At 69.2% G+C, this 20,774-nt stretch carries 25 protein-coding genes; 11 read left to right on the top strand and 14 right to left on the bottom strand.

Annotation, left to right across the window (positions count from 1 at the left end):
• Positions 1-37 precede the first annotated feature (37 nt).
• The gene (locus tag DTQ71_RS07085) at positions 38-1,447 is read left to right on the top strand and encodes a diguanylate cyclase (protein ID WP_170125325.1); all 1,410 of its coding nucleotides are present in this window, start codon (positions 38-40) and stop codon (positions 1,445-1,447) included.
• 118 nt (positions 1,448-1,565) lie between these two features.
• Here the strand turns inward: DTQ71_RS07085 and DTQ71_RS07080 are convergent, their stop codons facing one another.
• From DTQ71_RS07080 to DTQ71_RS07065, 4 genes are read right to left on the bottom strand one after another with little or no spacing between them, the layout of a single operon-like run.
• Complete coding sequence (locus DTQ71_RS07080) at positions 1,566-2,009, bottom strand: periplasmic heavy metal sensor (protein WP_109563566.1); 444 nt, start codon at positions 2,007-2,009, stop codon at positions 1,566-1,568.
• On the bottom strand, positions 2,000-2,287 hold the full coding sequence (locus DTQ71_RS07075) for a hypothetical protein (protein ID WP_109563565.1): 288 nt from the start codon (positions 2,285-2,287) through the stop codon (positions 2,000-2,002). The genes DTQ71_RS07080 and DTQ71_RS07075 overlap by 10 nt, the downstream gene beginning before the upstream one ends.
• Positions 2,280-2,861 carry a sigma-70 family RNA polymerase sigma factor gene (locus tag DTQ71_RS07070; protein WP_172500046.1) on the bottom strand — a complete coding sequence of 194 codons (582 nt, stop codon included), beginning with the start codon at positions 2,859-2,861 and terminating at the stop codon, positions 2,280-2,282. Before DTQ71_RS07070 ends, DTQ71_RS07075 begins: the two co-directional genes overlap by 8 nt.
• Positions 2,862-2,908: 47 nt before the next feature.
• The gene (locus DTQ71_RS07065) at positions 2,909-3,373 is read right to left on the bottom strand and encodes an EF-hand domain-containing protein (RefSeq protein ID WP_109563564.1); all 465 of its coding nucleotides are present in this window, start codon (positions 3,371-3,373) and stop codon (positions 2,909-2,911) included.
• 171 nt (positions 3,374-3,544) lie between these two features.
• On the opposite strand from DTQ71_RS07065, the gene DTQ71_RS07060 reads away from it, so the two are divergent.
• Together DTQ71_RS07060 and DTQ71_RS07055 are read left to right on the top strand one after the other, a co-directional pair.
• On the top strand, positions 3,545-3,979 hold the full coding sequence (locus tag DTQ71_RS07060) for a DUF983 domain-containing protein (RefSeq protein ID WP_109563563.1): 435 nt from the start codon (positions 3,545-3,547) through the stop codon (positions 3,977-3,979).
• On the top strand, positions 3,943-4,620 hold the full coding sequence (locus tag DTQ71_RS07055; protein WP_109563562.1) for an NUDIX domain-containing protein: 678 nt from the start codon (positions 3,943-3,945) through the stop codon (positions 4,618-4,620). Before DTQ71_RS07060 ends, DTQ71_RS07055 begins: the two co-directional genes overlap by 37 nt.
• A gap of 3 nt (positions 4,621-4,623) precedes the next feature.
• Here DTQ71_RS07055 and DTQ71_RS07050 read toward each other — a convergent pair whose 3' ends face one another.
• Positions 4,624-5,523, bottom strand: coding sequence for a DMT family transporter (locus DTQ71_RS07050; RefSeq protein ID WP_109563561.1), 900 nt, complete (start codon positions 5,521-5,523; stop codon positions 4,624-4,626).
• A 247-nt stretch (positions 5,524-5,770) separates the two neighbouring features.
• Between DTQ71_RS07050 and DTQ71_RS07045 the strand changes: the two genes are divergently transcribed.
• On the top strand, positions 5,771-6,235 hold the full coding sequence (locus tag DTQ71_RS07045) for a hypothetical protein (RefSeq protein ID WP_146204811.1): 465 nt from the start codon (positions 5,771-5,773) through the stop codon (positions 6,233-6,235).
• Between the two features lie 55 nt (positions 6,236-6,290).
• On the opposite strand, the gene DTQ71_RS07040 is transcribed toward DTQ71_RS07045, so the two are convergent.
• Entirely contained in the window at positions 6,291-7,313 is a 1,023-nt protein-coding gene (locus tag DTQ71_RS07040) for a cupin domain-containing protein (RefSeq protein WP_109563559.1), read from the bottom strand.
• 85 nt (positions 7,314-7,398) lie between these two features.
• Between DTQ71_RS07040 and DTQ71_RS07035 the strand changes: the two genes are divergently transcribed.
• Positions 7,399-9,687, top strand: coding sequence for an NADP-dependent malic enzyme (locus DTQ71_RS07035; RefSeq protein WP_109563558.1), 2,289 nt, complete (start codon positions 7,399-7,401; stop codon positions 9,685-9,687).
• 147 nt (positions 9,688-9,834) lie between these two features.
• Here the strand turns inward: DTQ71_RS07035 and DTQ71_RS07030 are convergent, their stop codons facing one another.
• The gene (locus DTQ71_RS07030; protein WP_170125324.1) at positions 9,835-10,884 is read right to left on the bottom strand and encodes an ester cyclase; all 1,050 of its coding nucleotides are present in this window, start codon (positions 10,882-10,884) and stop codon (positions 9,835-9,837) included.
• Positions 10,885-10,972: 88 nt separating this feature from the next.
• Here DTQ71_RS07030 and DTQ71_RS07025 point away from each other — a divergent pair, with 88 nt between their 5' ends.
• A complete protein-coding gene (locus DTQ71_RS07025) occupies positions 10,973-12,022 on the top strand; it encodes an ABC transporter ATP-binding protein (RefSeq protein ID WP_109563556.1) in 1,050 nt (349 codons plus the stop codon).
• A gap of 37 nt (positions 12,023-12,059) precedes the next feature.
• On the opposite strand, the gene DTQ71_RS07020 is transcribed toward DTQ71_RS07025, so the two are convergent.
• A complete protein-coding gene (locus tag DTQ71_RS07020; protein ID WP_109563555.1) occupies positions 12,060-12,548 on the bottom strand; it encodes a fasciclin domain-containing protein in 489 nt (162 codons plus the stop codon).
• A gap of 193 nt (positions 12,549-12,741) precedes the next feature.
• On the opposite strand from DTQ71_RS07020, the gene DTQ71_RS07015 reads away from it, so the two are divergent.
• Positions 12,742-13,266, top strand: a complete 525-nt coding sequence (locus DTQ71_RS07015) for an ester cyclase (RefSeq protein ID WP_109563554.1) — start codon at positions 12,742-12,744, stop codon at positions 13,264-13,266.
• 73 nt (positions 13,267-13,339) lie between these two features.
• Here the strand turns inward: DTQ71_RS07015 and DTQ71_RS07010 are convergent, their stop codons facing one another.
• Positions 13,340-13,552 carry a hypothetical protein gene (locus DTQ71_RS07010; protein WP_109563780.1) on the bottom strand — a complete coding sequence of 71 codons (213 nt, stop codon included), beginning with the start codon at positions 13,550-13,552 and terminating at the stop codon, positions 13,340-13,342.
• A gap of 83 nt (positions 13,553-13,635) precedes the next feature.
• Between DTQ71_RS07010 and DTQ71_RS07005 the strand changes: the two genes are divergently transcribed.
• On the top strand, positions 13,636-13,911 hold the full coding sequence (locus tag DTQ71_RS07005; RefSeq protein WP_172500045.1) for a DUF2312 domain-containing protein: 276 nt from the start codon (positions 13,636-13,638) through the stop codon (positions 13,909-13,911).
• A gap of 21 nt (positions 13,912-13,932) precedes the next feature.
• On the opposite strand, the gene DTQ71_RS07000 is transcribed toward DTQ71_RS07005, so the two are convergent.
• Positions 13,933-14,511: a YqgE/AlgH family protein gene (locus DTQ71_RS07000; protein ID WP_109563553.1), complete on the bottom strand. Its 579-nt coding sequence runs from the start codon at positions 14,509-14,511 to the stop codon at positions 13,933-13,935.
• A gap of 143 nt (positions 14,512-14,654) precedes the next feature.
• Between DTQ71_RS07000 and DTQ71_RS06995 the strand changes: the two genes are divergently transcribed.
• Entirely contained in the window at positions 14,655-15,479 is an 825-nt protein-coding gene (locus tag DTQ71_RS06995; protein ID WP_109563552.1) for a protein-disulfide reductase DsbD domain-containing protein, read from the top strand.
• Positions 15,480-15,572: 93 nt separating this feature from the next.
• On the top strand, positions 15,573-15,710 hold the full coding sequence (locus DTQ71_RS23415; RefSeq protein ID WP_170125323.1) for a hypothetical protein: 138 nt from the start codon (positions 15,573-15,575) through the stop codon (positions 15,708-15,710).
• 117 nt (positions 15,711-15,827) lie between these two features.
• On the opposite strand, the gene DTQ71_RS06990 is transcribed toward DTQ71_RS23415, so the two are convergent.
• The 4 genes from DTQ71_RS06990 to DTQ71_RS06975 all read right to left on the bottom strand — a co-directional run bounded on the left by DTQ71_RS06990 (position 15,828) and on the right by DTQ71_RS06975 (position 19,701).
• On the bottom strand, positions 15,828-16,289 hold the full coding sequence (locus DTQ71_RS06990; protein ID WP_245947297.1) for an NUDIX hydrolase: 462 nt from the start codon (positions 16,287-16,289) through the stop codon (positions 15,828-15,830).
• Positions 16,290-16,391: 102 nt separating this feature from the next.
• Positions 16,392-17,036 (bottom strand): HAD family hydrolase, encoded by a 645-nt coding sequence (locus DTQ71_RS06985; RefSeq protein ID WP_109563550.1) that lies wholly within the window; start codon positions 17,034-17,036, stop codon positions 16,392-16,394.
• A complete protein-coding gene (locus DTQ71_RS06980) occupies positions 17,033-19,243 on the bottom strand; it encodes a xanthine dehydrogenase family protein molybdopterin-binding subunit (RefSeq protein ID WP_109563549.1) in 2,211 nt (736 codons plus the stop codon). Before DTQ71_RS06980 ends, DTQ71_RS06985 begins: the two co-directional genes overlap by 4 nt.
• The gene (locus tag DTQ71_RS06975) at positions 19,243-19,701 is read right to left on the bottom strand and encodes a (2Fe-2S)-binding protein (protein ID WP_109563548.1); all 459 of its coding nucleotides are present in this window, start codon (positions 19,699-19,701) and stop codon (positions 19,243-19,245) included. The genes DTQ71_RS06980 and DTQ71_RS06975 overlap by 1 nt, the downstream gene beginning before the upstream one ends.
• Before the next feature lie 128 nt (positions 19,702-19,829).
• On the opposite strand from DTQ71_RS06975, the gene DTQ71_RS06970 reads away from it, so the two are divergent.
• Positions 19,830-20,621 (top strand): phytanoyl-CoA dioxygenase family protein, encoded by a 792-nt coding sequence (locus DTQ71_RS06970; protein ID WP_109563547.1) that lies wholly within the window; start codon positions 19,830-19,832, stop codon positions 20,619-20,621.
• Positions 20,622-20,774 lie beyond the last annotated feature (153 nt).

Genomic DNA, 20,774 nt, shown 5'->3' with positions numbered 1-20,774 from the left:
ACCGACGGGCACCGACGCGATATCCAGAAGGGCGGGAATGACCGGACGCATCCTCATCGTCGACGACGTAGCGACGAGTCGCATCGTGTTGAAGGTGAAATTGAACGCGGCCCGCTACAGTGTCGAATGCGTCGAGTCCGGCGAGGCCGCGCTCGAGGCGGCGCGCCGGGGCGGAATCGACCTCATCGTGATGGACATGATGATGCCCGGAATGGGCGGCGCCGAGGCCTGTGCCCGGCTGCGCGCAGATCCCGCGACCGCCGCGATTCCTGTGATTCTCGTCACGGCCGCCATGGACGATGCGGCGCGGATGGAAGGCCTGGCCTCGGGCGCGGACGATTTTCTGCAGAAACCCGTCGACGATGTCGCGCTCTTGGCGCGGGTCCGTTCCCTCCTGCGCAGCCATGAGGAGGAGCGGATGGTGGCCGCTCAGTCCGGCGCGCTGCTCTGCATGGGCCCTGAAGCCCTCGCGCCCGCCGGGTTCGGGGAGCCTGCGGGGCAAGCTTCCTATGCCACGCAAAGCCCGGCAGGCCGGGTCGCGCTCATCGCGGGAGGGGACACGGCCTGGCTTCTGCGTCTGCGCGAGCAGTTGCGGCCGCATTTCCGGGAGAATCTGTCCATCCTCAAGCGTGACGCGGCCCTGGCCATCACCCGCGAGGCGGCGCCCGACCTCTTCCTCGTCGAGGCCGATCTCGCGGCGCCGAATGCCGGTCTGCGGCTGATGTCCGAGCTGCGGTCGCGTCAGGCCACCCGGCATTCCGCGGTGATCGTCTTGCTGCCCGCCGCCGATAGCGAACGGGCCGCGACCGCCTTGGACCTGGGGGCGTCGGATGTCGCCTACCGCCCCTGTTCGGCCGAGGAGATCGCGATGCGCATCCGGACGCAGCTGTCGCGCAAGAGCCGGGCCGACCGGCTGCGCGACACGCTGGAAACCGGCCTGCGCCTGGCATCGATCGACCCGCTCACGGGGCTGCATAATCGCCGTTGGGGGCTGCATCACCTGTCCCAGGTTTCGACCCGCTGCCGGAGCCAGGGCGTCCGTGCGGGGGTGGTGCTGATGGATATCGATCACTTCAAGGCGGTGAACGACACCCACGGGCATATCGTGGGCGATAGGGTTCTGGCGAGCGTGGCGCAGGTCATGCGCGACCGGCTCCGGTTGGAGGATATCGCCTGCCGGATCGGCGGGGAGGAATTCCTGGCGATCCTGCCCGGCAGCACTTTGGAGCAGACCCGCGCCGTAGCGGAGCGCCTGCGCGGCGCCATCGAGGCGATGGATCTGCGGCTGGAGGACGGCACGCCGCTCCTGGTGACGATGTCGCTGGGCGTGGCGATGCTCGAAGACCGCGACGACGCCGCCGATCACGTGCTCACGATTGCCGACCGCGCGCTTTATGCGGCCAAGGGCGCGGGACGGAATCAGGTGGCTTTGGCAGAGACGGCCTGACGGAGGGGCGACCCCGCTCTCGACGCGCGCCCAGGGCGAAAAGAGCCTGCACGGACCCCGCCGCGCCTCGATCCCCGGCGTCTTGGCGATCTTGGCGGCAGGGCACCCGCCGCGCGCTCTAGCGGCGCCGGCGGGCGAGCACGTCGGCCAGCGCCGCGCGCTCATTAGGTGCCATCTCCTGGGCGGTGAGGACCATCGCTTCCAAGGCGCGCGTGACCAGTTCGGTCTGGACCGCGCGCTGCGCCGACAGCGCCGCGCGGAAGGCATCGGCGTCGAACGGCTCGGCGCGCAAGACCGATACGAGTTCGCCGCGCGTCGCCCGCAGACGCGCGCGCCCGCCGCGCAGCGCCGGGTCCTCCCGCAGCCGGGCGCGCAGCGCGTCCCGGCGCTCGGGCTCCAATCCTCTCTCGAAACTGCGCAGCTCCGGCGGGCCGCCCGTGGGTCCGCCCCGCCCAGGGCCGCGATCCGTCAGCAGCGCGCCGCCCACCGCCCCGGCGACCAGCAGGTTGATCGCCAGCGAAACGGCGAGGGCGGGCTTGGTCCAGTTTCGACTCACAGCCATCCCTCCCACTCGTCCAGCGGGTCCGCCCCCCCGACAGCGACTGGCTCCCCGAGGCCGGGCACGGCCTGCAAGACCAGCGCCGGTTGGGCCAAACCCAGCCAGATCCCGCAGAGCGCGGCCGCCATTGGGCCGGTCCAAACCAGCGCCGGACGCCACCAGACCCAGCGCTGCGGCGCGGGCAGCCCGTCCAGGATGGCCGCGCGGAGGCCGGGGGAGAGCGGCGCTTCGTCCTCGGCCATCTCCGCCAGCCAGCGGTCGATCTCGCGGTCGTCAGCCATCGGTCCCGTTCCTTTCTTCTTCGTCCAGCCCGCGCAACAGCGTCGCCAGCCGCCGCTTGCCGCGGGCGATCAGGCTTTCGACCGCTTCGACACCGGTGCCCATGGTCGCCGCGATGTCGGGATTCGAATAGCCCTCCACGAGGCGCAACACGACCGCCTGCCGCTGCCGGTCGGGCAGCGCGGCGAGCGCGGCTTGGATGGCGGCGCGCCGGTCGGCGGCGATCAGCCCGGCGAGGGCGCCGGGATCCGGATCCGGCAGCGGGGCGTCCTCGTCGAGCGGCGTTGTCCGGCCGCGCTTGCGGTGCCGGTCCACGGCGAGGTTCGCGGCCACCCGCCCCAGCCAGGTCGAGAGGCGCGCGGGCCCGTCCCCCGTCCAATCCGGCGCCTTGCGCCAAAGACGCAGGAAGGCCTCTTGGACGATCTCCTCCGCCTCGGCCCGGTCGCCGCCGGTCATCTTCAGGCTGAAGGCCATCAGCTTGGGTCCCAGACGATCGACCAGCACCGCGGCCGCCGCGCGGTCGCCATCGACCGCGCGCGCCAGCAGATCCGCTTCCTCGGTGGCCGCATCGCGCACCCGAAACCTCCAGATCAGGGGGCGGTCCAGGCCGCCCCCATTCGAGCTTAGCGCCGACGGGGGAGCGCGTCCCACTCGGCCGAGTCGATGCTGCCATCGCCGTTCGCGTCGGCCCGCTGGAACATCCGCCCGCCGCCATGGCGCATCCGGTCCCCGTGCGCCTCGCGGCCGGCCATGCGCTCCGCTTCGGTGAGAGCGTCATCGCCGTCGGTGTCGAGCCGGTCGAACATGCGGTTCACCCGGTCCGCGGCACGCTCCTGCGCGGCCGCCAGCGCTTCGTCCCGCGTCAGCACGCCGTCGCCATCGGCATCGGCGGCGGCCAGCCTGTCGCGGCCACGGCCCCGCGCAAGGGCGCGCAGCTCATCCTGCGTCACCGCGCCATCGCCATTGGCATCCACCTCCGAGAAGGCGGGGCGCGGGCCGGCCGCATCCGCCATGGAGGTCAGGGTCAGCATGGCCGCACCGGCGGCAAGTCCGGGAATGAGGCGCTTGAAAAGAGGGTCAATTGTCATGATCGCGTCCTTTGTTGCATCGCGCGGGCCGTCCTCTCCGGCACCGTCCCTCTTCACACGCGGGGCCGCGCCGATTCCGTCGCCCCCTCCGCGTCTTTTTTTCCCAGTGCCAACCTGTCGCCTGGAAGCGACGCGCGGGCCAAGGTAGAGGGCGTACGAAAGGAACTCGCCATGCGTGATCTCTCCCCTCCGAGCCCGCAATCCGACAGCGTCGATCCGGCGCTCTGCCCGTCGGACCCGACGGCCGAACGGCCGACGCGGCAGGCCATCTTGCGCGGCTTCCGCCGCCGCTGCCCGTGTTGTGGCTCCGGCCCCATGATGCAGGGCTACCTGAAGGTGCGCGACAACTGCCCCGTCTGCGGCGAGGCGCTGTATCATCACCGCGCCGATGACGGCCCGCCCTATCTGACGCTGCTGATCGTCGGACATATCATCGGCCCGGCGATGCTGTGGTTCTATGTCCGCTTCGAGCCGGACCCCTACACCTTCATGGCGATCTTCATGGTCTCCGCCACGGCCCTGTCGCTGTGGTTCCTGCCACGGCTCAAAGGGCTGATCGTCAGCGTTCAATGGGCCAACCGGATGCACGGATTCGGTCACCCGTGAGCGCGGTGCCGATCCGGGACGCGGCGACGATCGTGCTGCTGCGGCAGGGGCCGTCGGGCCCGGCCGTCCTGATGGGGCAGCGCGGGGCCAAGGCGGCGTTCATGCCATCGAAGTTCGTCTTTCCGGGCGGCGCGGTGGACGCGGCCGATGCCGAGGTTCAGCTCGGGCGGCCGCTCAGCGCTCCGGTCCACGCTGCACTGTCGGCGCGTAGCGCGCTGTCGCCGGAGGCGCTGGCGGCGGCCGCCTTGCGCGAGCTAGCCGAGGAGACTGGCCAGATCGTTGCGACACCCTCGGAGGTCAGCCCGCCTTGGCCGGGCTTTGCCGGTCATGCGCCCGATGCGGGCGCACTCCGCTTCGTCTTCCGTGCGATCACGCCGCCGGGGCGGCCCCGGCGCTTCGACGCGCGCTTCCTGCTCGCCCCGGCCGAGGCTCTGATCGGCGACCCGGACGATTTCTCCGCCGCCGAGGACGAGCTGAGCCACCTCCACTGGGTTCCGGTGGCCGAGGCTCGGGCGCTGGACATGCCCTTCATTACCGAAGTCGTCCTGGCCGAGATCGCCGCCATCGCCGAGGGCGCCGAGCCGCAAGGCGTGCCGTTCTTCGACAATTCGGGCGAAAGCTCGGTCTTCTCCCGGCTCTGACGGTCAAGCGCCCAGCAGGATCAGCCCGACGACGCTGACGCCCACCAGGACGATTCCCGTCAGTTCGCGGGGCGATTGCCGCTCCCCCAGGGCGAAACGGGAGATCAGCATCGAGAGGATCAGTTCGACCTGACCGACCGCGTTCACATAGGCCGCCGTCTGGAGCGTGTAGGCCGTGAACCAGCCCAGCGAGCCCAGCATCGAGGTCAGCCCCACCAGCGCCGTCGCCCGCCAGCTGCGGAACACGGCGATCAGCCCGGCCCGGTCCCGCCAGGCGAGCCACGCGGCCAGCAGCGCCGTCTGGAGCAGCGTCACGAAGCAAAGCGTCATCGCCGCCCGCAAGAGCGGCGCGTCCGTCTCGATGGCGAGCGACGCGCCCCGATAGCCCACCGCCGATATCGAGAAGAACACCCCCGAGGCCAGCCCCAGCGCCGAGGCGATGTTGAACGGGTTGGCGCGCAGCCCACGGCCCTCGGGCAGCGAGAGAAGCAGCACGCCGACGAAGCCCACGGCCATCGCCGCCAGCGCCACCCAGGTCACCAACTCCCCGAGCAGCAGAAAGCCCGTCACCACCGTCAGCAGGACGGCGGTCTTGGAAAAGGCGATCCCTACCGCGAAGTTGCGCCGCGCGAAAAGGGCCACGACGCAGATCGTCGCCAGGATCTGCGCGATGCCGCCCGCGATGGCGAAGGGCCAGAACCCGGCGCCGATGCCGGGCAGGTCCCCGCCGGTGGTCACGGCCCAGGCCGCGATCCCCAGCGCGATGGGGAGAGGGGCGTAGACGAAGCGGGCGAAGGTCGCCGCGACCGGGCCGAGCCCCGCGCTGGAGATGCGCTTTTGCAGGTAGAATCGGACCGCCTGGATTGCGGCTGCGAAGAGGGTGGCGACGATCCAGAGCGACATGCGCTCCTAAGACACCGCCGCGCCGCATTTGACCATGGGGCTCGCGCGCTGCGGCGACAAATCCTGATTGAACGAAGTATTGTCCAGGATAGCGAAAAGAGACCCGGCGAATATGCCACAATTTGGCCCCATTCTCGTGCCAAATCGGACACGTTTACCCCCTGGTGCCGTACGAATGACATATGTTTCCCGCCCCGAGTCCCGAGAACGGTCTTTGACCGGGGCTTTGGCCGGTGCGGTGAAGCGAATGACGGCGAGCCTGCGGGCGCAACTGCAGGACGCCTCACGAACGGAGGCGCTTTGCATGGCGATGGGACTGGCCGGGATGGCTTTGGCCTTGGGCGTGACGGTGGCGCAAGCGACGCTGGCGCCGGTTGTGCTGACTGAGGATGCCTTGCGCAAGGCGGTGATCGGTGTGGACTTCGAAGGTGGGCTCTGCCCGAACGGGTGGGCGGCCGATCACGCCGCCTTGCTCGGCCGGACCGAGGCGGAGGTGACTGCCTGGTATCTGCGCGAGGCGATGGAGCTGTCGGACAAGCAGGTGATCTCGGCGGTGGGTCTTTATCTCACCAACGCGACCGATTTCCGGCATATCGAGGGACGGGCGCTGACCCGCAACCAGATCCTGCTCTGCATCGCCGAGAGCCGCCGGATGACCCAGCCCTTCGAGGAGCTTTTGCCCCCCGATATGCGCCGCGGCCTGGACGCCTGAGGGGCCGATCCGGCGGAGCCGGAGGCGTTGGCATGGTCCGAAGGGACGCCTGGGGCTAGCGTCCCGGCAGGGTCACTTCCAGCAATTCCGTCCCCGGCTGAATGTCGGTCAATTCCACCGTCTCTCCGGGGCGCAGGACGAAGGCGTCCGCGGGCGCGACGGGATGGCTCGTGCCCGCCCGCTCCAGGGTCAGGCCGCCCTCCAGAACGAAGACGAAATGGATCTCCGCCTCGGGCGTGAGCCGCGCCGGGCGCCCGTCGCTCCGCAAGACGCGCACGCCGGCGACGCCGCCTGTCGCCTCCGAAATCCCCGTCTCGCGGGCCTCGAACCCGCTGAGCTCCGACGGGGTCCAAGCCGCGCCCTCCGCCCGGTGGTGAACGAAGGTCTGCCCCTGGAACCGCCGCCCGGGCACCGCGGGCCCGTTGGGCAGTTCCATCGCATGGTCGATGGTGGTCACGTGGACGGCCGGCACGCCGATCTCCACCACTTCGATCCCGTCCGAGGCGTGGAGCACTCGGTGCCGGATCTCCGGCGGCTGGATGACGCAAGACCCGGCGGTCAGGCGGAAGGGCGGACCCTGGTCCTCGTAGACGAGGTCGACCCAGCCTCGATAGCACCAGATCAGCTGGAACCCGATCGTGTGGTAATGGATCATGTCCGGCACCGGCCCGCCATCCGGGATGCGGATATGGGAGGCGATGATCGCGCCCCCTAGCCGGTCGGGCACCAGATCGCGGTAGTGCATGCCCGCCCGCCCGATCACCCAGGGGGCGCCATCGGCCAGCCGGCGCAAGCCGAACCCGGTCTGCACCGGCGGCATGGCCTGCTCCGGCACGGCCGGCCCGATTTCGATTCGGTGCCCGGCGGGCGAGGTCGCGGCCTCCCCTTCGGACTGGCGCAGCGTCACCCGGCCCTCGGCCGCCCGCTCCAGCCGCAGGCGCGGGGTGCCGCCCAGCCGCGCCACCGCCGGGTCGTCGGCGGGCCAGATTGCGTCGAGCCGCCAGCCCCGCCCGGTCCAGAACGCCAACTCGGCCCCGAAATCGGGGGCAGCCAGCACGATCTCGGTCTCGTCTTGCATGGGGGCATAGGATCACGCGAAAGGACAACGGTCGACCCCCGGCTTCTGCCGGTGCTACGAGGAGGCCGAGAGGCAGGAGGGCCCAATGACAGAGCGCACCGAAGACCAGCACGCGGCCCTGCGCGAGGCCGCGCTGGACTACCATCGTTATCCGAAACCCGGAAAGCTGGAGATCCGGGCGACCAAGCCGCTTGCGAACGGGCGCGACCTGGCCCGCGCCTATTCGCCGGGCGTGGCCGAGGCTTCCAACGCGATCCACGCCAACCCGGACGCGGCGGCCGATTACACCGCGCGCGGTAACCTGGTGGCGGTCGTCACCAACGGCTCGGCGGTGCTGGGGCTGGGGAATATCGGCGCGCTGGCCTCCAAGCCGGTGATGGAGGGCAAGGCCGTCCTGTTCAAGAAATTCGCCAATATCGACTGTTTCGACATCGAGCTGAACGAGGCCGACCCGGAGCGCCTCGCCGAGATCGTCTGCGCGCTGGAGCCGACGTTCGGCGCGATCAACCTGGAGGACATCAAGGCCCCCGACTGCTTCGTGGTCGAGCGCATCTGCCGCGAGCGGATGAACATTCCCGTCTTCCACGACGACCAGCACGGCACCGCCATCGTGGTGGGCGCGGCGGCGCTGAACGCGCTCAAGCTGACGGAGCGGAACTGGGAGGACATCAAGGTTGTCTCGACCGGCGGCGGCGCGGCGGGCATCGCCTGCCTGAACATGCTGCTGACGCTCGGGGTCAAGCGCGAGAATGTCTGGCTCTGCGACCTCGCCGGTCTCGTCCACGAGGGCCGGGAGGAGGACATGACCCCGCAAAAGGCCGCCTTCGCCCAGCCGGGCGGGCCGCGCTCGCTGTCGGAGGTGATCGAGGGCGCGGACCTGTTTCTGGGGCTCTCCGGTCCGGGCGTCCTCAAGCCCGAGATGGTCGAAAAGATGGCCGAGCGGCCGATCATCTTCGCCCTGGCCAACCCGAACCCCGAGATCGCCTATGCCGAGGCGCGGCGCGTGGCTCCCGATGCGATCATCGCCACCGGGCGCAGCGACCATCCCAACCAGGTGAACAACGTCCTCTGCTTTCCGTTCATCTTCCGTGGCGCGCTGGATGTCGGCGCGACCGAGATCAACGAGGCGATGAAGGTCGGCTGCGTCGAGGGCATCGCCGCGCTGGCCCGCGCCACGACCTCGGCCGAGGCCGCAGCCGCTTACCAGGAAGAGCAGCTGACCTTCGGCCCCGACTATCTGATCCCCAAGCCCTTCGACCCGCGGCTGATGGGCGTTGTCGCCTCCGCCGTCGCCAAGGCCGCGATGGAGAGCGGCGTGGCCCGCCGCCCGATCGACGACCTGGCCGCCTATAAGGCCCAGCTCGATGCCAGCGTCTTCAAGTCGGCTCTCATCATGCGGCCCGTCTTCGCCGCCGCCGCCCAGGCCGAGCGCCGCATCGTCTTCGCCGAGGGCGAGGATGAGCGGGTGCTGCGGGCCTGCCAGGCGATCATGGAGGAGACGACCGACATCCCCATCCTGATCGGCCGCCCGGAGGTCATCGCCACCCGCGTCGCGCGGGCGGGGCTGACCCTGGAGCCGGGCCGCAACGTCGAGATCGTGAACCCCGAGAACGATCCGCGGTATCGCGACTACTGGGGCACCTACCATCAGCTGATGGCCCGGCGCGGGATGGCCCCCGATCTGGCGCGCGCCGTGATGCGCACCAACAGCACCGCCATCGCCGCCGTCATGGTGCAACGGGGCGAGGCCGACTCGCTGATCTGCGGCACCTTCGGCCAGTTCCTCTGGCATCTGCGCTACGTGACCGAGGTGCTGGGGCAGGGGGATCTGCACCCGGTCGGTGCGCTGTCGCTCATCATTCTGGAGGACGGGCCGCTCTTCGTGGCCGATACCCATGTCCACGCCCAGCCCTCGCCGGACCAGATCGCGGAGACGGTCGTTGCCTGCGCCCGCCATGTCCGCCGCTTCGGGATCGAGCCGAAGATCGCGCTGTGTTCGGCGTCGCAATTCGGCAATCTCGACTCGGCCTCCGGCCGGACGATGCGCGAGACGCTGGCGCTGCTCGACGCGATGGCACTCGATTTCCAATACGAGGGCGAGATGAATGTCGATGCCGCGCTCGACCCGGATCTGCGCGCGCGGTTCCTGCCCGAGAACCGGATGGACGGCGCGGCCAACGTCCTGGTCTTCGCCTCCACCGACGCGGCGGGCGCCACGCGCAACATCCTTAAGGCCCGGGCCGGTGGGCTGGAGGTCGGGCCGCTGCTGATGGGGATGGGGAACAAGGCGCATATCGTGACGCCTTCGATCACCGCCCGGGGCCTGCTGAACGTTGCCGCCTTGGCGGGGACGCCGGTGGCGCATTACGGCTGACGGAGGTCTGGCCGAGAGCGCCGGGGGGTTTCACACCCCCCGGACCCCCCGTGGGATATTTCTACAGGGAAGAAGGCAGGGGGCTGGGCGTCGTCGGCCCGGGAGCGCGTGGCGCGCGCCGGCCGGTGAGGGCGACGGCGCCGGGGGCTAGATCTGGCGCGGGCCCTCGCCGGTGAGCTCGGCCATGCGGCCGAGTACGTCGAGCCCCATCTGGTGCAAAAGGCCCAGCGTGTCGTTGGGGAGCCAGTTCTCGGCGATGAGGCCCGCGGAATCGAAGCGGTAGAAGTCCATCACCCGGAAGGTCAGCGCCCGGCCCGAGGGGGGCACGCCCATATATTCGGCGCCGGTATGGGTGATTGCGACATCCCCGCCCGTGACCGCGAAGGGCCCGTCCGAGAGGCGGACGAAATGGCCTGCGCCCCGGCGGTCCGGGAAGGCGCGCAGGAAGGGGATCTGGTGGCGCGCCCGAAAGCCCGAGAGGCCGCGGCACGCGCCGATGAACCCGCCCGCCCAATAGGTGAAGTCCGGGGCCCAGTGGTGCATGTCCATCGAGTTGATGTCGACGCCGTCGAAGCTGTGCAGGGCGTCATGCATGGCGAAGACCCGGGCGAGGCTGCCCTGATCCGGCTCGGGTGTGAGGCGGAGGCCCTGGCCGCCCTTCGGCGCGGGCCAATGGCCCGGCGTTCCGGTGGGGCGGCCCAGCGGCCAGGCGCCGGTCTGCATCATCAGCGCCGCCAGATCCCAGAGCAGCCAGGAGGCGACGAGCTTGCCGTCCTCGAAGTGATGCGCTTCGCCGTAGTCCAGGCGGACGAGGCCGCCCGTGGGCGGGATGCCCGCGAGCGGTTCGCGGAAGGTGCCGAGATAGCTGCCGCAGCAGGCGACCAGATGCGGCGCGCGGGGCGCGGTCCAGCGCGCGTCCGGTTGGTTCGATCCGGCGAGGAACAGGGTGTCGCGCCGCTCCAAGTCGGGCAGGGCGTGGCGCAGCTCCGACCAAAGCGCGGGGACGGCGGCGCCTTGGCGCGTCCCCCAGGGATGGGCGGCATGAGCGACCGAGTCGGGGGCAAGGCAGGACAGGTCTCCTGCGGCGAGCCGCTCCAGTGCCGCTAGCGCGTCCCGACGGGAGTCGGTCGTCCCATAGGGCAGCTCCGCCTCATCGACAGGCAGGTTCTGCACGCCTCGCGGCGATTCTCCGTCCATCTTCCGCTCCGCTTCTGCATACGATTGCAAAATGCTTGCCCGGGCTGTGCAGCCCTGTCTAGGGTGCAACGGGTAACAGGGGGACGCCATGGCCGAGATCAATTTGAAGCGGGTCACGAAACGCTGGGGCGACTTCGTTGGCGTGCATGAATTCGACCTTGATATCGCGGATCGGGAGTTTCTCGTGCTGCTTGGGCCGTCGGGCTGCGGCAAGACCACGACGATGCGGATGATCGCGGGGCTGGAGGATCCGACCTCCGGGGACATCCTGATCGGGGGCCGCCGCGTCAACGATCTCGATCCGAAGGACCGCGACGTGGCCATGGTGTTCCAATCCTATGGTCTCTACCCGAACATGAACGTGTGGGAGAACATCCGCTTCCCGCTCAAGGTCCGAAAGGTTCCCGAGGAGGAGCACGAGGAGCGGGTGAGGCGCGCTTCCGCTATGGTCGAGCTCGACGATTTCCTGCATCGCAAGCCCGCCGCGCTTTCGGGCGGCCAGCGGCAGCGAGTGGCTCTGGCCCGCGCGATCGTGCGGACGCCCAAGGTCTTCCTGATGGACGAGCCGCTCTCGAACCTGGACGCGAAGCTGCGCGTCTCGACCCGCGCGCAGATCAAGAATCTCAGCCATGAGCTCCAAGTCACGACGATTTACGTGACCCATGACCAGATCGAGGCCATGACGCTCGCCGATCGGGTCGTGGTGATGAAGCAGGGGATCGTGCAGCAGGTCGGCACGCCGACCGAGATTTACGACAACCCGGCGAATACCTTTGTGGCGGGCTTCATCGGCTCACCGGCGATGAATCTGATGGACGGCGAAGTGGTGGACGGGACCTTCAAGGCCGAGGGCGTCTCGATCCCGGGTTTCTCGGGCGTGTCCGGTCCGGTGACCTGCGGCTTCCGGGCCGAGGATGCGTCGGTGGCTGAGGGGGAAGGCGAGGTCGGCGCGCCGGTCTACTCGATGGAGCTGCTGGGAGATTCGACCATGGTCACCGTGCGTGCCGGGGGCGCGCTCGTGGCGGTAAAGGCGCCCAAGGAGTTTCGGACCCAGATCAAAGCGCCCTTCTCGGCGCATGTGCCGGCGTCGATCTGCCATCTCTTCAACACGGAGACCGGAGAACGCATCGCCGCCTGAGGGGATGCGAGGGGGGCGAGCCCCCTCGCGGTCGGTCTCAGCCCTCGGGGAGCAGAACCGAGTCAATGACGTGGATCACGCCGTTCGAGGCGTCGATATCGGCACTCACGACGGTGGCGTCGTTGACCATCACACCGTTGTCGAGGTCGATCGTCAGCGTGCCCTCGTTGACGGCGGTCGCCATCATGTCGTCGCTCAGGTCGGTCGACATCACGGCGCCGGGGACGACGTGGTAGGTCAGGATGTTGACCAGCTGGTCGCGGTTCTCTTCCTCAAGCAGGCTCTCGACCGTGCCTTCGGGCAGGGCGGCGAAGGCCTCGTCGGTGGGCGCGAAGATCGTGAACGGACCGGGGCCCTTCAGCGTCTCGACAAGGCCCGCGGCCTCGGCGGCGGCGAGCAGCGTGGTGAAGCTACCAGCTTCGGCGGCGGTATCGACGATGTCTTTCTTCATGGCGTGGCCGTCGGCGAAAGCGGGGGCCGCCAGTGCGGAAGTGGCCGTCAGAGCGATAAGAGTCTTGCGGATCATGTGTATCATCTCCGTTTTGAACACGCGCCTCTTGGCGTCGCTGGGGGGGATATGGGCGAGGGTAGAGAGCGGAAAAGATGGGGGAATTTCGCGCACGCGATATGGCGCCGCGTTGACGCTGAAGGCGCGCGGCCTAAGCCGCGGCCGCGTCGCGCAGCAAGTCACGTTAATGTGAAAACGAAGGAGAAAATCGATGGCCGGAGCGAGACCGGAGCAAGCGGTGCTGACCCGCGACACCGACATGTCCAAGACCGACGAGACGCGCCGTGTCATCGAATCCATGGTCGACGGGCTCAACGATCACCGTATCGCCGATATCGGGGAGTTCTTCGCCGAGGGGTTCCGCTGGATGGGCAACCGGGGCTGCGGGACGAAGCAGGGACTTCGGGACTTCCAGGAGAACTGGCAGAAGCCCTTTCAGGCCGCGTTCGGCGACAAGGTCTGCATCGACGAGGCGCGCCTTTACATGGGGGAATGGGCCGCGGCCTTCGGGCGGCAGGAGGCGACCCATCGCGGCACTTTCATGGGGGTCGCGGCGACGGGCAAGCGGGTCGAGATCCGCTATATGGACTTCTGGAAGGTCGTGGATGGCAAGATCGTGGACAATTACGTGATGGTCGATTTCCCGCATGTGCTCGCGCAGCTCGGCGTCGACGTCTTCGCCGGCGAAGGGTGGGAGGCCTTCGACAGGGGCGAAAAGGCGCCGCCCGCGCCTTGAGGGGCGGCGGGGAAATCCTCGCCCTACCGCGCGCCGGGTCTCGTAGGGCGGGGGGCGCCCCGCCCCTCCGGCCTCAGAGAAAGACGCCGAGGATGACCAGCATCAGGCCCAGGGTCGACACGCCCAGCGCGCCCAGGTTCAGCGCGACCAGCTTGCGCAGCCGCGCTTCCATCTCGGGGCCCTCCAGGCCCTCGCGCTTGGCCCGAACCGCCACCGCGATGCAGTAGCCCAGACCCGCCAGCCCGGCCAAGGCCAGGAGTGCTCCGATCCACACGAGTGCCGTCATCATCGCTCCTTCGCGTTGCGCCCCGTCGCGCCCGGCGCTACCCCTCGAGCGCAGGCAAGACAAGAAGAACGGGAGACGACGAGATGGCGGAGTTGAAGGTAGTCGAGGACGGACCGGCGGACAGCTACAAGGTCACGGCCGACGAATTGCGGCAGTTCATCGAACGGGTCGAGCGGCTGGAGCAGGAGAAGAAGGACATCGCCGAGCAGGTCAAAGAGGTCATGGCCGAGGCCAAGGGGCGCGGATACGACACCAAGATCATGCGCAAGATCATCGCTCTGCGGAAGCGCGAGGCCGATGACATCGCCGAGGAAGAGGCGATTCTGGAGATGTACAAGGAAGCGCTCGGCATGAACTGAGCGACCTGCGGGCCCGCGCCGTCAGGCGTGGCCCGACAGGATCGACAGGCTGGACGGCGCGATGCCCATGCGCTCCATGCTGTTGGGCCAGCGGTCCTCGGAGGGCAGGTCGAACACCATGTCGGGTGTGGCCGGACTGGTGAGCCAGGCCCCGCCCGCGATTTCTTCTTCCAACTGGCCCGGACCCCAGCCGCAATACCCCATCGCGATGAAGGCTTGCGCCGGGCCGCGTCCGCGGCCGATGTCAATCAGAACATCTTCATGGGGCGTCAACCAGATCCCGTCACAGACCTTTAACGTATGCGCAGGAAGGTCGTAGTCTTCGGAATGCAGGATGAATCGACGCTCGATATCCGCCGGACCCCCCGCATGGATCGGGACGCCGATCGCCACCTGAGGCGGCGGCATCCCGCCCTCGCTCAGAAGGCGCCGCAACGTCATGTTCGTCGCCGGTCGATTGATCAGAAGCCCCATCGCCCCGGACTCGGAATGGGCACAGATCAAGGCGACCGATTTGCGAAACGCCCGCTCCGTCACCGATGGCATCGCCACCAGAAGACGGCCCGCGAGGGGCGAAAGAGAGGTTTCGATGCGCGTCATGACACATCTATATGTCCACTCAAGTTGACAGGCAACGTGCCTCTTTGCGCGCGCGCCTTTGCATCCCTGTCGGGCTGCGGTCTCACGTCGCGGTGCCGGAGAGGTGATTGGGCCGAGGCCCGGGCGGAGGTTATCTAGCGTCGATGATCCAGCCTTTTCTCTCAGCCCTGCGCGGTGCCGCCCTACTTGCCAGCTTCGTTCCCGGCGTGATCTGGGCGTTGGGGGGCACTGCTGCGGCGCAGTCTGTCGCCGATGTCGCGCAGGTGATCTCCGTAACGCCGGTCCCGGGTTGGCGGGACGCGCCGGGGCGGCATGTGGCCGGTCTGCGCGTCGGGCTGAAGCCGGGCTGGTACACCTACTGGCGGAGTGCCGGCTCGGCCGGGATCTCCCCGAGGATGGGATGGAGCGGGTCACGGAACGTCCGCTCCGTCTCGCCCATCTGGCCGGTTCCGCGCCTCTTTCGCGAGGGGGGCGACCTGTCGATCGGCTATGATCGGGGCTTCGTCCTGCCGCTGATCGTCGAAACGGCGCCCGGCCCGGCGGTGTTGCGGGGGCGGCTCGATCTGGGGGTCTGCGCCGAGATCTGCCTGCCGGTCCGCTTGGAGGTGGAGGCCTATCTGCCATCCAGCGGTGCGCCTGATCCGGATCTGGCTGCGGCCTTGGCCGATGGTCCCCGACGATCGGAGCTTCGAGCCGACTGCCGGGTGAACCCAACGCCCGACGGGCTGCGACTGACCGCGGAGGTGGCGCTGCCGGCGCTGGGCGGCCCCGAGGCGGTGGTCTTTGAGGTCCCTTACCCCTCCGTATGGGTGACCGACGCTGCGGTGCGGCGGGACGGGGATGTCGTCATCGCCTCCTCGGAGTTGATGCAGGCCGGGGGGCGACGGGTGCGGCTGGACCCGTCCGAGGTGCGTATCACGGTGATCGGCTTGTCCGGCGCGGTGGAATTGGCGGGATGCGCGCCATGAATGGGCACAACTGCGGCAAAATCCCGCCCAATATGCTTGGTAGGTTGAATCCTCGGGTCGGTCGGTCCACTTTATGTCTGGAAGGAGACGGTTATGCCCAAGACTCGCGGACCCCTCGCCAAACTGACGGATATCCTGAAGGACAAGCTCGCCGAGGTGATGGGCGCCCTTGCTCCGCAGCCTGACGTGATCCCGATCCCTGTCCGCGACGATCCCCGTCGTCGCCGCTGATCGGGGCCAACGGCCTCCGACCCGTTTGAAAGCCCGCAATCGCTAGATGTTGGGGCCGGCCGCGACGCCGGCCTTTTTCGGGTCAGCGTCGTCTTTTGAGACCCCGCCCCGCCCTCGTCAGGAGGCCGCGCGCCGCAGGATCGGCCCCACCACCGGAACCTTCTTGGGCTTTTTCGCCAAGCTCCGCAGCAAATCGGCCAATTCCGGCTCGTCCACCAGCTTGGCCGCCTTCCTGACGTCGAACCATGCGCGCTTGCGCTCGGACTTCTCTTTCCAGCGCTTGTGCTCGTCCTCGACGATCATCGGATAGACCCGCACCCGGCAGGGAACGGTATCTCCGTTGTCGAGCCGCTTGTCGTAGGTGAAGGTGCCGAAGACTTCCTTGGCGACATGGCCGGAGACGCCGGCCTCTTCCATGGCTTCGGTCGCGGCGGCGGCCCAGGGCTTCACGTCCTTCATGGTCCACCCCTTCGGCACGATCCAGCGCTTGGTGTCCCGTGTCGTCACCATCAGGACCTGGACGGATTCGCCTTTCCAACGCAGCGGCATGGCTGCGATCTGCTGTCTGACTTCCTTCACGGCTATGGCCTCAAGCTATCGCGGGCCCGCTTACGCTCGGGCCTCGTTATCGGTAAGTTATTGCGACAATATGGCACTTCCAGTCGCGGCGCGCAATTCTGCTCAATCATCGAACAGTTCGGCCAATGCGCCCGAGAGCGATCTGCACCGGGTCGTGCCCGGAGGCAGCGGCTTGGAGAGATAGCCGCCTTCGACATGGAGGTATCGCATCTCGGCCGCCACCGCCGTCTCCGCATCGACATGGCTGTCGCCGACATAAGCGGCCTGCGCCGGCGCGACGCCGAGCAAGGCGACGGCATGGCGCAGCGGGGCCGGGTCCGGCTTGCGCTGGGGCAGGCTGTCGCCCGCAACCACGGCGTCGAACGGGCCCAGGGCCAGCCCGGTCAGGATGGTCCGCGTCGGCGCAAGCGGCTTGTTGGTGCAAAGCCCCAGCCGGATGCCCCGCGCCGTGAGCGCGGCGAGGATCTCCCGGGCCCCGTCCATCACGAACACACCGGTCAGCGGGTCGGCGTCGTAGATCTGGCGGAAGACGCGGACCGCGTCCTCCGCGTCAGCGGGCGCCCCGGCGGCGGCGAGGCAGCGGGCGACGAGCATGCCCACGCCGTCGCCCACGAAGCTCTCGACCTCGGCCCGACTGGGCGGGCGGTGACCGAGGGTCTTCATGGTCTCCGCCGCGGCCCGGTGCAGCGACGGCGCGCTGTCGATCAGCGTCCCGTCGAGGTCGAAAATGACGGCCTGCGGGATCATGCGAAGCGCATTTCGGCCGAAAACGGCATCCGCCGCAGCCGAGTGCCCGTGGCGGCGAAGATCGCGTTGGCCAGCGCCGGGGCTGCGGGCGGCAGCCCCGGCTCGCCCACGCCCCGGATCGACCCGCCGGAGCCCAGGGCGCGCACCTCCACCTGAGGCACCTGCCACAGCCGCAGGCTCTCGTAGGTGTCGAAGTTCTGCTGCTCGGGCCCGGCCCCGCCGAAGGTGATCTCCGCGGCGATGGCGTGGCCGATGCCGAATAGCGCGCCGCCCGACAGCTGTGCCTCCGCGTTGACGGGGTCCAGCACGCGGCCGAGTTCGGCGGCGATCCAGAGCCGGTCCATGACGATGCCCTGCGACGTCTCCCGGACCTCCATGATCTGCGCCACAGGCACGCCGAAGCTGAAGGCGAAGGCCACGCCCCGCTTGCCCTCCGGCCCGTTCCAGGAGGCCATTTCGGCCACTGTCTCTAACACCCGGCGGGAGGGGGCGTGGGACAGCAGGCGCAGCCGCTCCTCGACCGGGTCGGCGCCCGCCTCGTGGATCAACTCGTCCATCAGGCTCTCCAGGAAGAACCCGTTATGGGAGGCGCCGACCGACCGCCAGGAACTGACCGGCACGGTCGCGGGCACGCGATGGCCGGTAATGCGCCGGTCGGGCAGGGTGTAGGGCGCATCCCAGGCCCCCGCGACGATGGCCACGTCCGGGCCCAGCGCCGGATAGCCCAGCCGGCCCAGCTGGCTCTCGGCCACGGATTGCGCGGCCACGGCCAGATCGAGGGACCGCACTTGGCCGGTCTCGACGGTCCCGCGCCCGCGCGCCATCGCCATCGGCCGGTAGAAGCCATGGGTCATGTCCTGTTCGCGGCTCAGCATCAGGCGGATGGGACGGCCGGGCACCTGACGCGCGATCTCGGTGGCCTGCTCGACCCATTCGTGCTCCAGCCGGTGGCCGAAACTGCCGCCCGCGGGCAGGACGTGGACCGTCACCTGCTCCCGGTCCTGCCCGGTGAGGCGCGCGACCGCCTCGGCCACGAAGATCGGCGCCTGGGTCGCGACCCAGATTTCGGTCGCCTCCGGGGTGTAACGCACGGTCGCGGTCGCGGGCTCCAGCGGCGCGTGGTGCAGGAAGGGGACGCGGTATTCCGCCTCGATCCGCTTGCCGGGGGCCGCATCCACGTCGCCTTCGTCGGTGAAGGCGCTGTCGCGGTCGCCGTCCAGCGCCGCGGCGTGCATCTCCAACAAGGAGTCGTCCCGCGGGCCAGCGCCGCCCCATTCGAATCGGAGCGCCCGCGCCGCCTTGAAGGCGCGCCAGTCGTTGTCGGCCAGCACGGCGGCGCCGTCGGTGATCGGCAGTACCGCCTCGACCCCGCGCATGGCCTCGGCCTCGGAGGCGTCCATCGAAACCACGCCGCCGCCGCGCGTCGGATTGGTGACCACGGTCGCATGGACCATGTCCTCGAGTACGAGATCGCCCCCATAGCGGAACGTGCCCACCGATTTCGCCACGATATCGACCCGCCGGTGCGGGCGGCCCAGATGGCGCCAGTCGGAGGGATCGCGCAGCGGCACGTCCTGGACCACCTCGACCTCGGCCAGGGCGGGGATCAGCTCCGCGTAAGGCAGCGCGCCTTCGGCCCAGATCACGCGCCCGCCCTCGGTGCGGAGCGTCTCCGCCGGGACGCCCAGCCGCGCCGCCGCGGCCGCCTTGAGGGTCTCGCGCGCGGAGGCGCCGGCGGCGCGCAAGCGGTCATACATGTCCGGAACGGTGGTGGAGCCGCCGGTCAGGTGCAGCCCCATCAGTTTGCCCGCCACCTCCGAGGCGGCCCGCCCGGTGCGTGCGGCGAAGCCGTCATCCCAGGCCGCCAGGGGCATCCCCTCGGCCGCGACCTTGCCGTTGTGATAGACCGGCGAGGCCGGCCCCGGGGACAGGCGGACCTCCGCCGGGTCCACGTCCAACTCCTCGGCCAGAAGATGCGCCTGGACCGAGGCGGCGCCTTGCCCCACATCGGCGCGCGGCGTGATGAGGGTCACGCCCTCCGGGTCGAGCAGGACGTAAGGCGTCAGCGCCGCCGCATCGGGCGCGAGCCCTGCGCGTAGCGGGTTCTCCCCCTCCCGGCGGTAGGAATAAACGCCGAAGGCCACGCCCGCGCCGAGGGCAGCGGTGCCGATCAGGAAGCTCCGGCGTGCGATCTTGCCCAGGCCCATCACGCGCCCTCCTGCCCGGCGGCGCGGCGCACGGCGGCGCGGATGCGCGGATAGCTGGCGCAGCGGCAGAGATTGCCGGACATCGCGTCGTCGATCTCCGCGTCGGTGGGATTGGGCGTCTCGTTCAGCAGGCTCGCCGCCTGCATCACCTGACCGGGCTGGCAGTAGCCGCATTGCGCGACCTGGAGATCGATCCAGGCCTGTTGCACGGGGTGTGGCGCGTCCTCCGTGCCCAGCCCTTCGATCGTCGTGACCTCGGCCGCCCCCACATCGGCGGCCCAGACCTGACAGGCGCGCACCGCGACTCCGTCCAGATGCACGGTGCAGGCCCCGCATTGTCCGATGCCGCAACCATATTTCGGCCCGTGGATGCCAAGCTCGTCGCGCAGCAGCCACAAAAGCGGCATGTCCTCTTCGAAATCGACCTCGTGATCGGTCCCGTTCACTCTGATCCGCATGGCCGCACCTCCTGTGACGGTTCGGGATAGCCTCGGCCCGGCGCGAGGTAAACCGTTCGGTTCAGTCCGCCAGGGCGCTGCGTGCGAACGGAGTTGTGCCCGGCCGCCGGCTGGCGCACCCTGCGCCCATGGAAATCGACGCCGCCACCCGCCATGCCTTCACCGCCGATGGTGCCTGTGTGCTCCGGGGCCTCTTTGCCGATCATGTCGAAGCCCTGCGCGAGGGCGTTGCGACGAACCTCGCCGAGCCCGGCCCCTACGCGGCCGAAAACACGGTGGCGGGGGAGGCGGGGCGCTTCTTCGACGATTACGTCAACTGGCAGCGCATTCCGCAATTCGAGGCCGCCGCCCGCGATCCCGCCATCGCGGGGGCCGCGGCGCAGTTGATGGGGTCGGAGCGGGTCCAGCTGTTCCACGATCATGTCCTGGTGAAATGGCCCGGCACCGCGCGGGCCACGCCCTGGCATCAGGATGGGCCCTATTACTTCGTGTCCGGGCGGCAGACCGTCAGTTTCTGGGTGCCGCTCGACCCGGTGGGGGATGCGACGCTTCGTCTCGTCGCGGGCTCGCATCTCTGGGAGCGCCCGGTGCTGCCGACCCGCTGGCTCTCGGAGGAGGCCTTCTTTCCCGGCGACTACCTGCCGGTGCCCGATCCCGACGCGGAGGGGATGCGGGTGCTGGAATGGAAGATGGCGCCCGGCGATGCCGTCGCCTTCTCCTTCGACACGCTGCATGGCGCCCGCGGAAACGCCGCGCAGACCGAGCGGCGGGCCTTCTCGCTGCGCTATGTCGGGGATGACGCGACCTATGTCACGCGGCCCGGTCCGACCTCGCCGCCATTCCCGGGCCATGGCATGCGCCCGGGCGATCGCCTGCGCGAGGATTGGTTCCCCACCGTCTGGCCCAAAGCCGCGTCCTGAGCGGCGGCCCGCCTCGTCCGCGGCGCCATCGGGGAACTTGGTGGCCACGTCAAACGTCTGTCTCTTGGCAGGCGCGTGCCCCTGCGCCACGTTGGGGAAGGCTTTTGCTTGAACGCGCAGGAACGAAACCGTAGCTGTTCGTATAAGTTCGTT

Source organism: Jannaschia seohaensis (genome assembly GCF_900116765.1).
Taxonomy (GTDB): domain Bacteria; phylum Pseudomonadota; class Alphaproteobacteria; order Rhodobacterales; family Rhodobacteraceae; genus Jannaschia; species Jannaschia seohaensis.
This window is presented reverse-complemented; position numbering and strand designations above follow the sequence as displayed.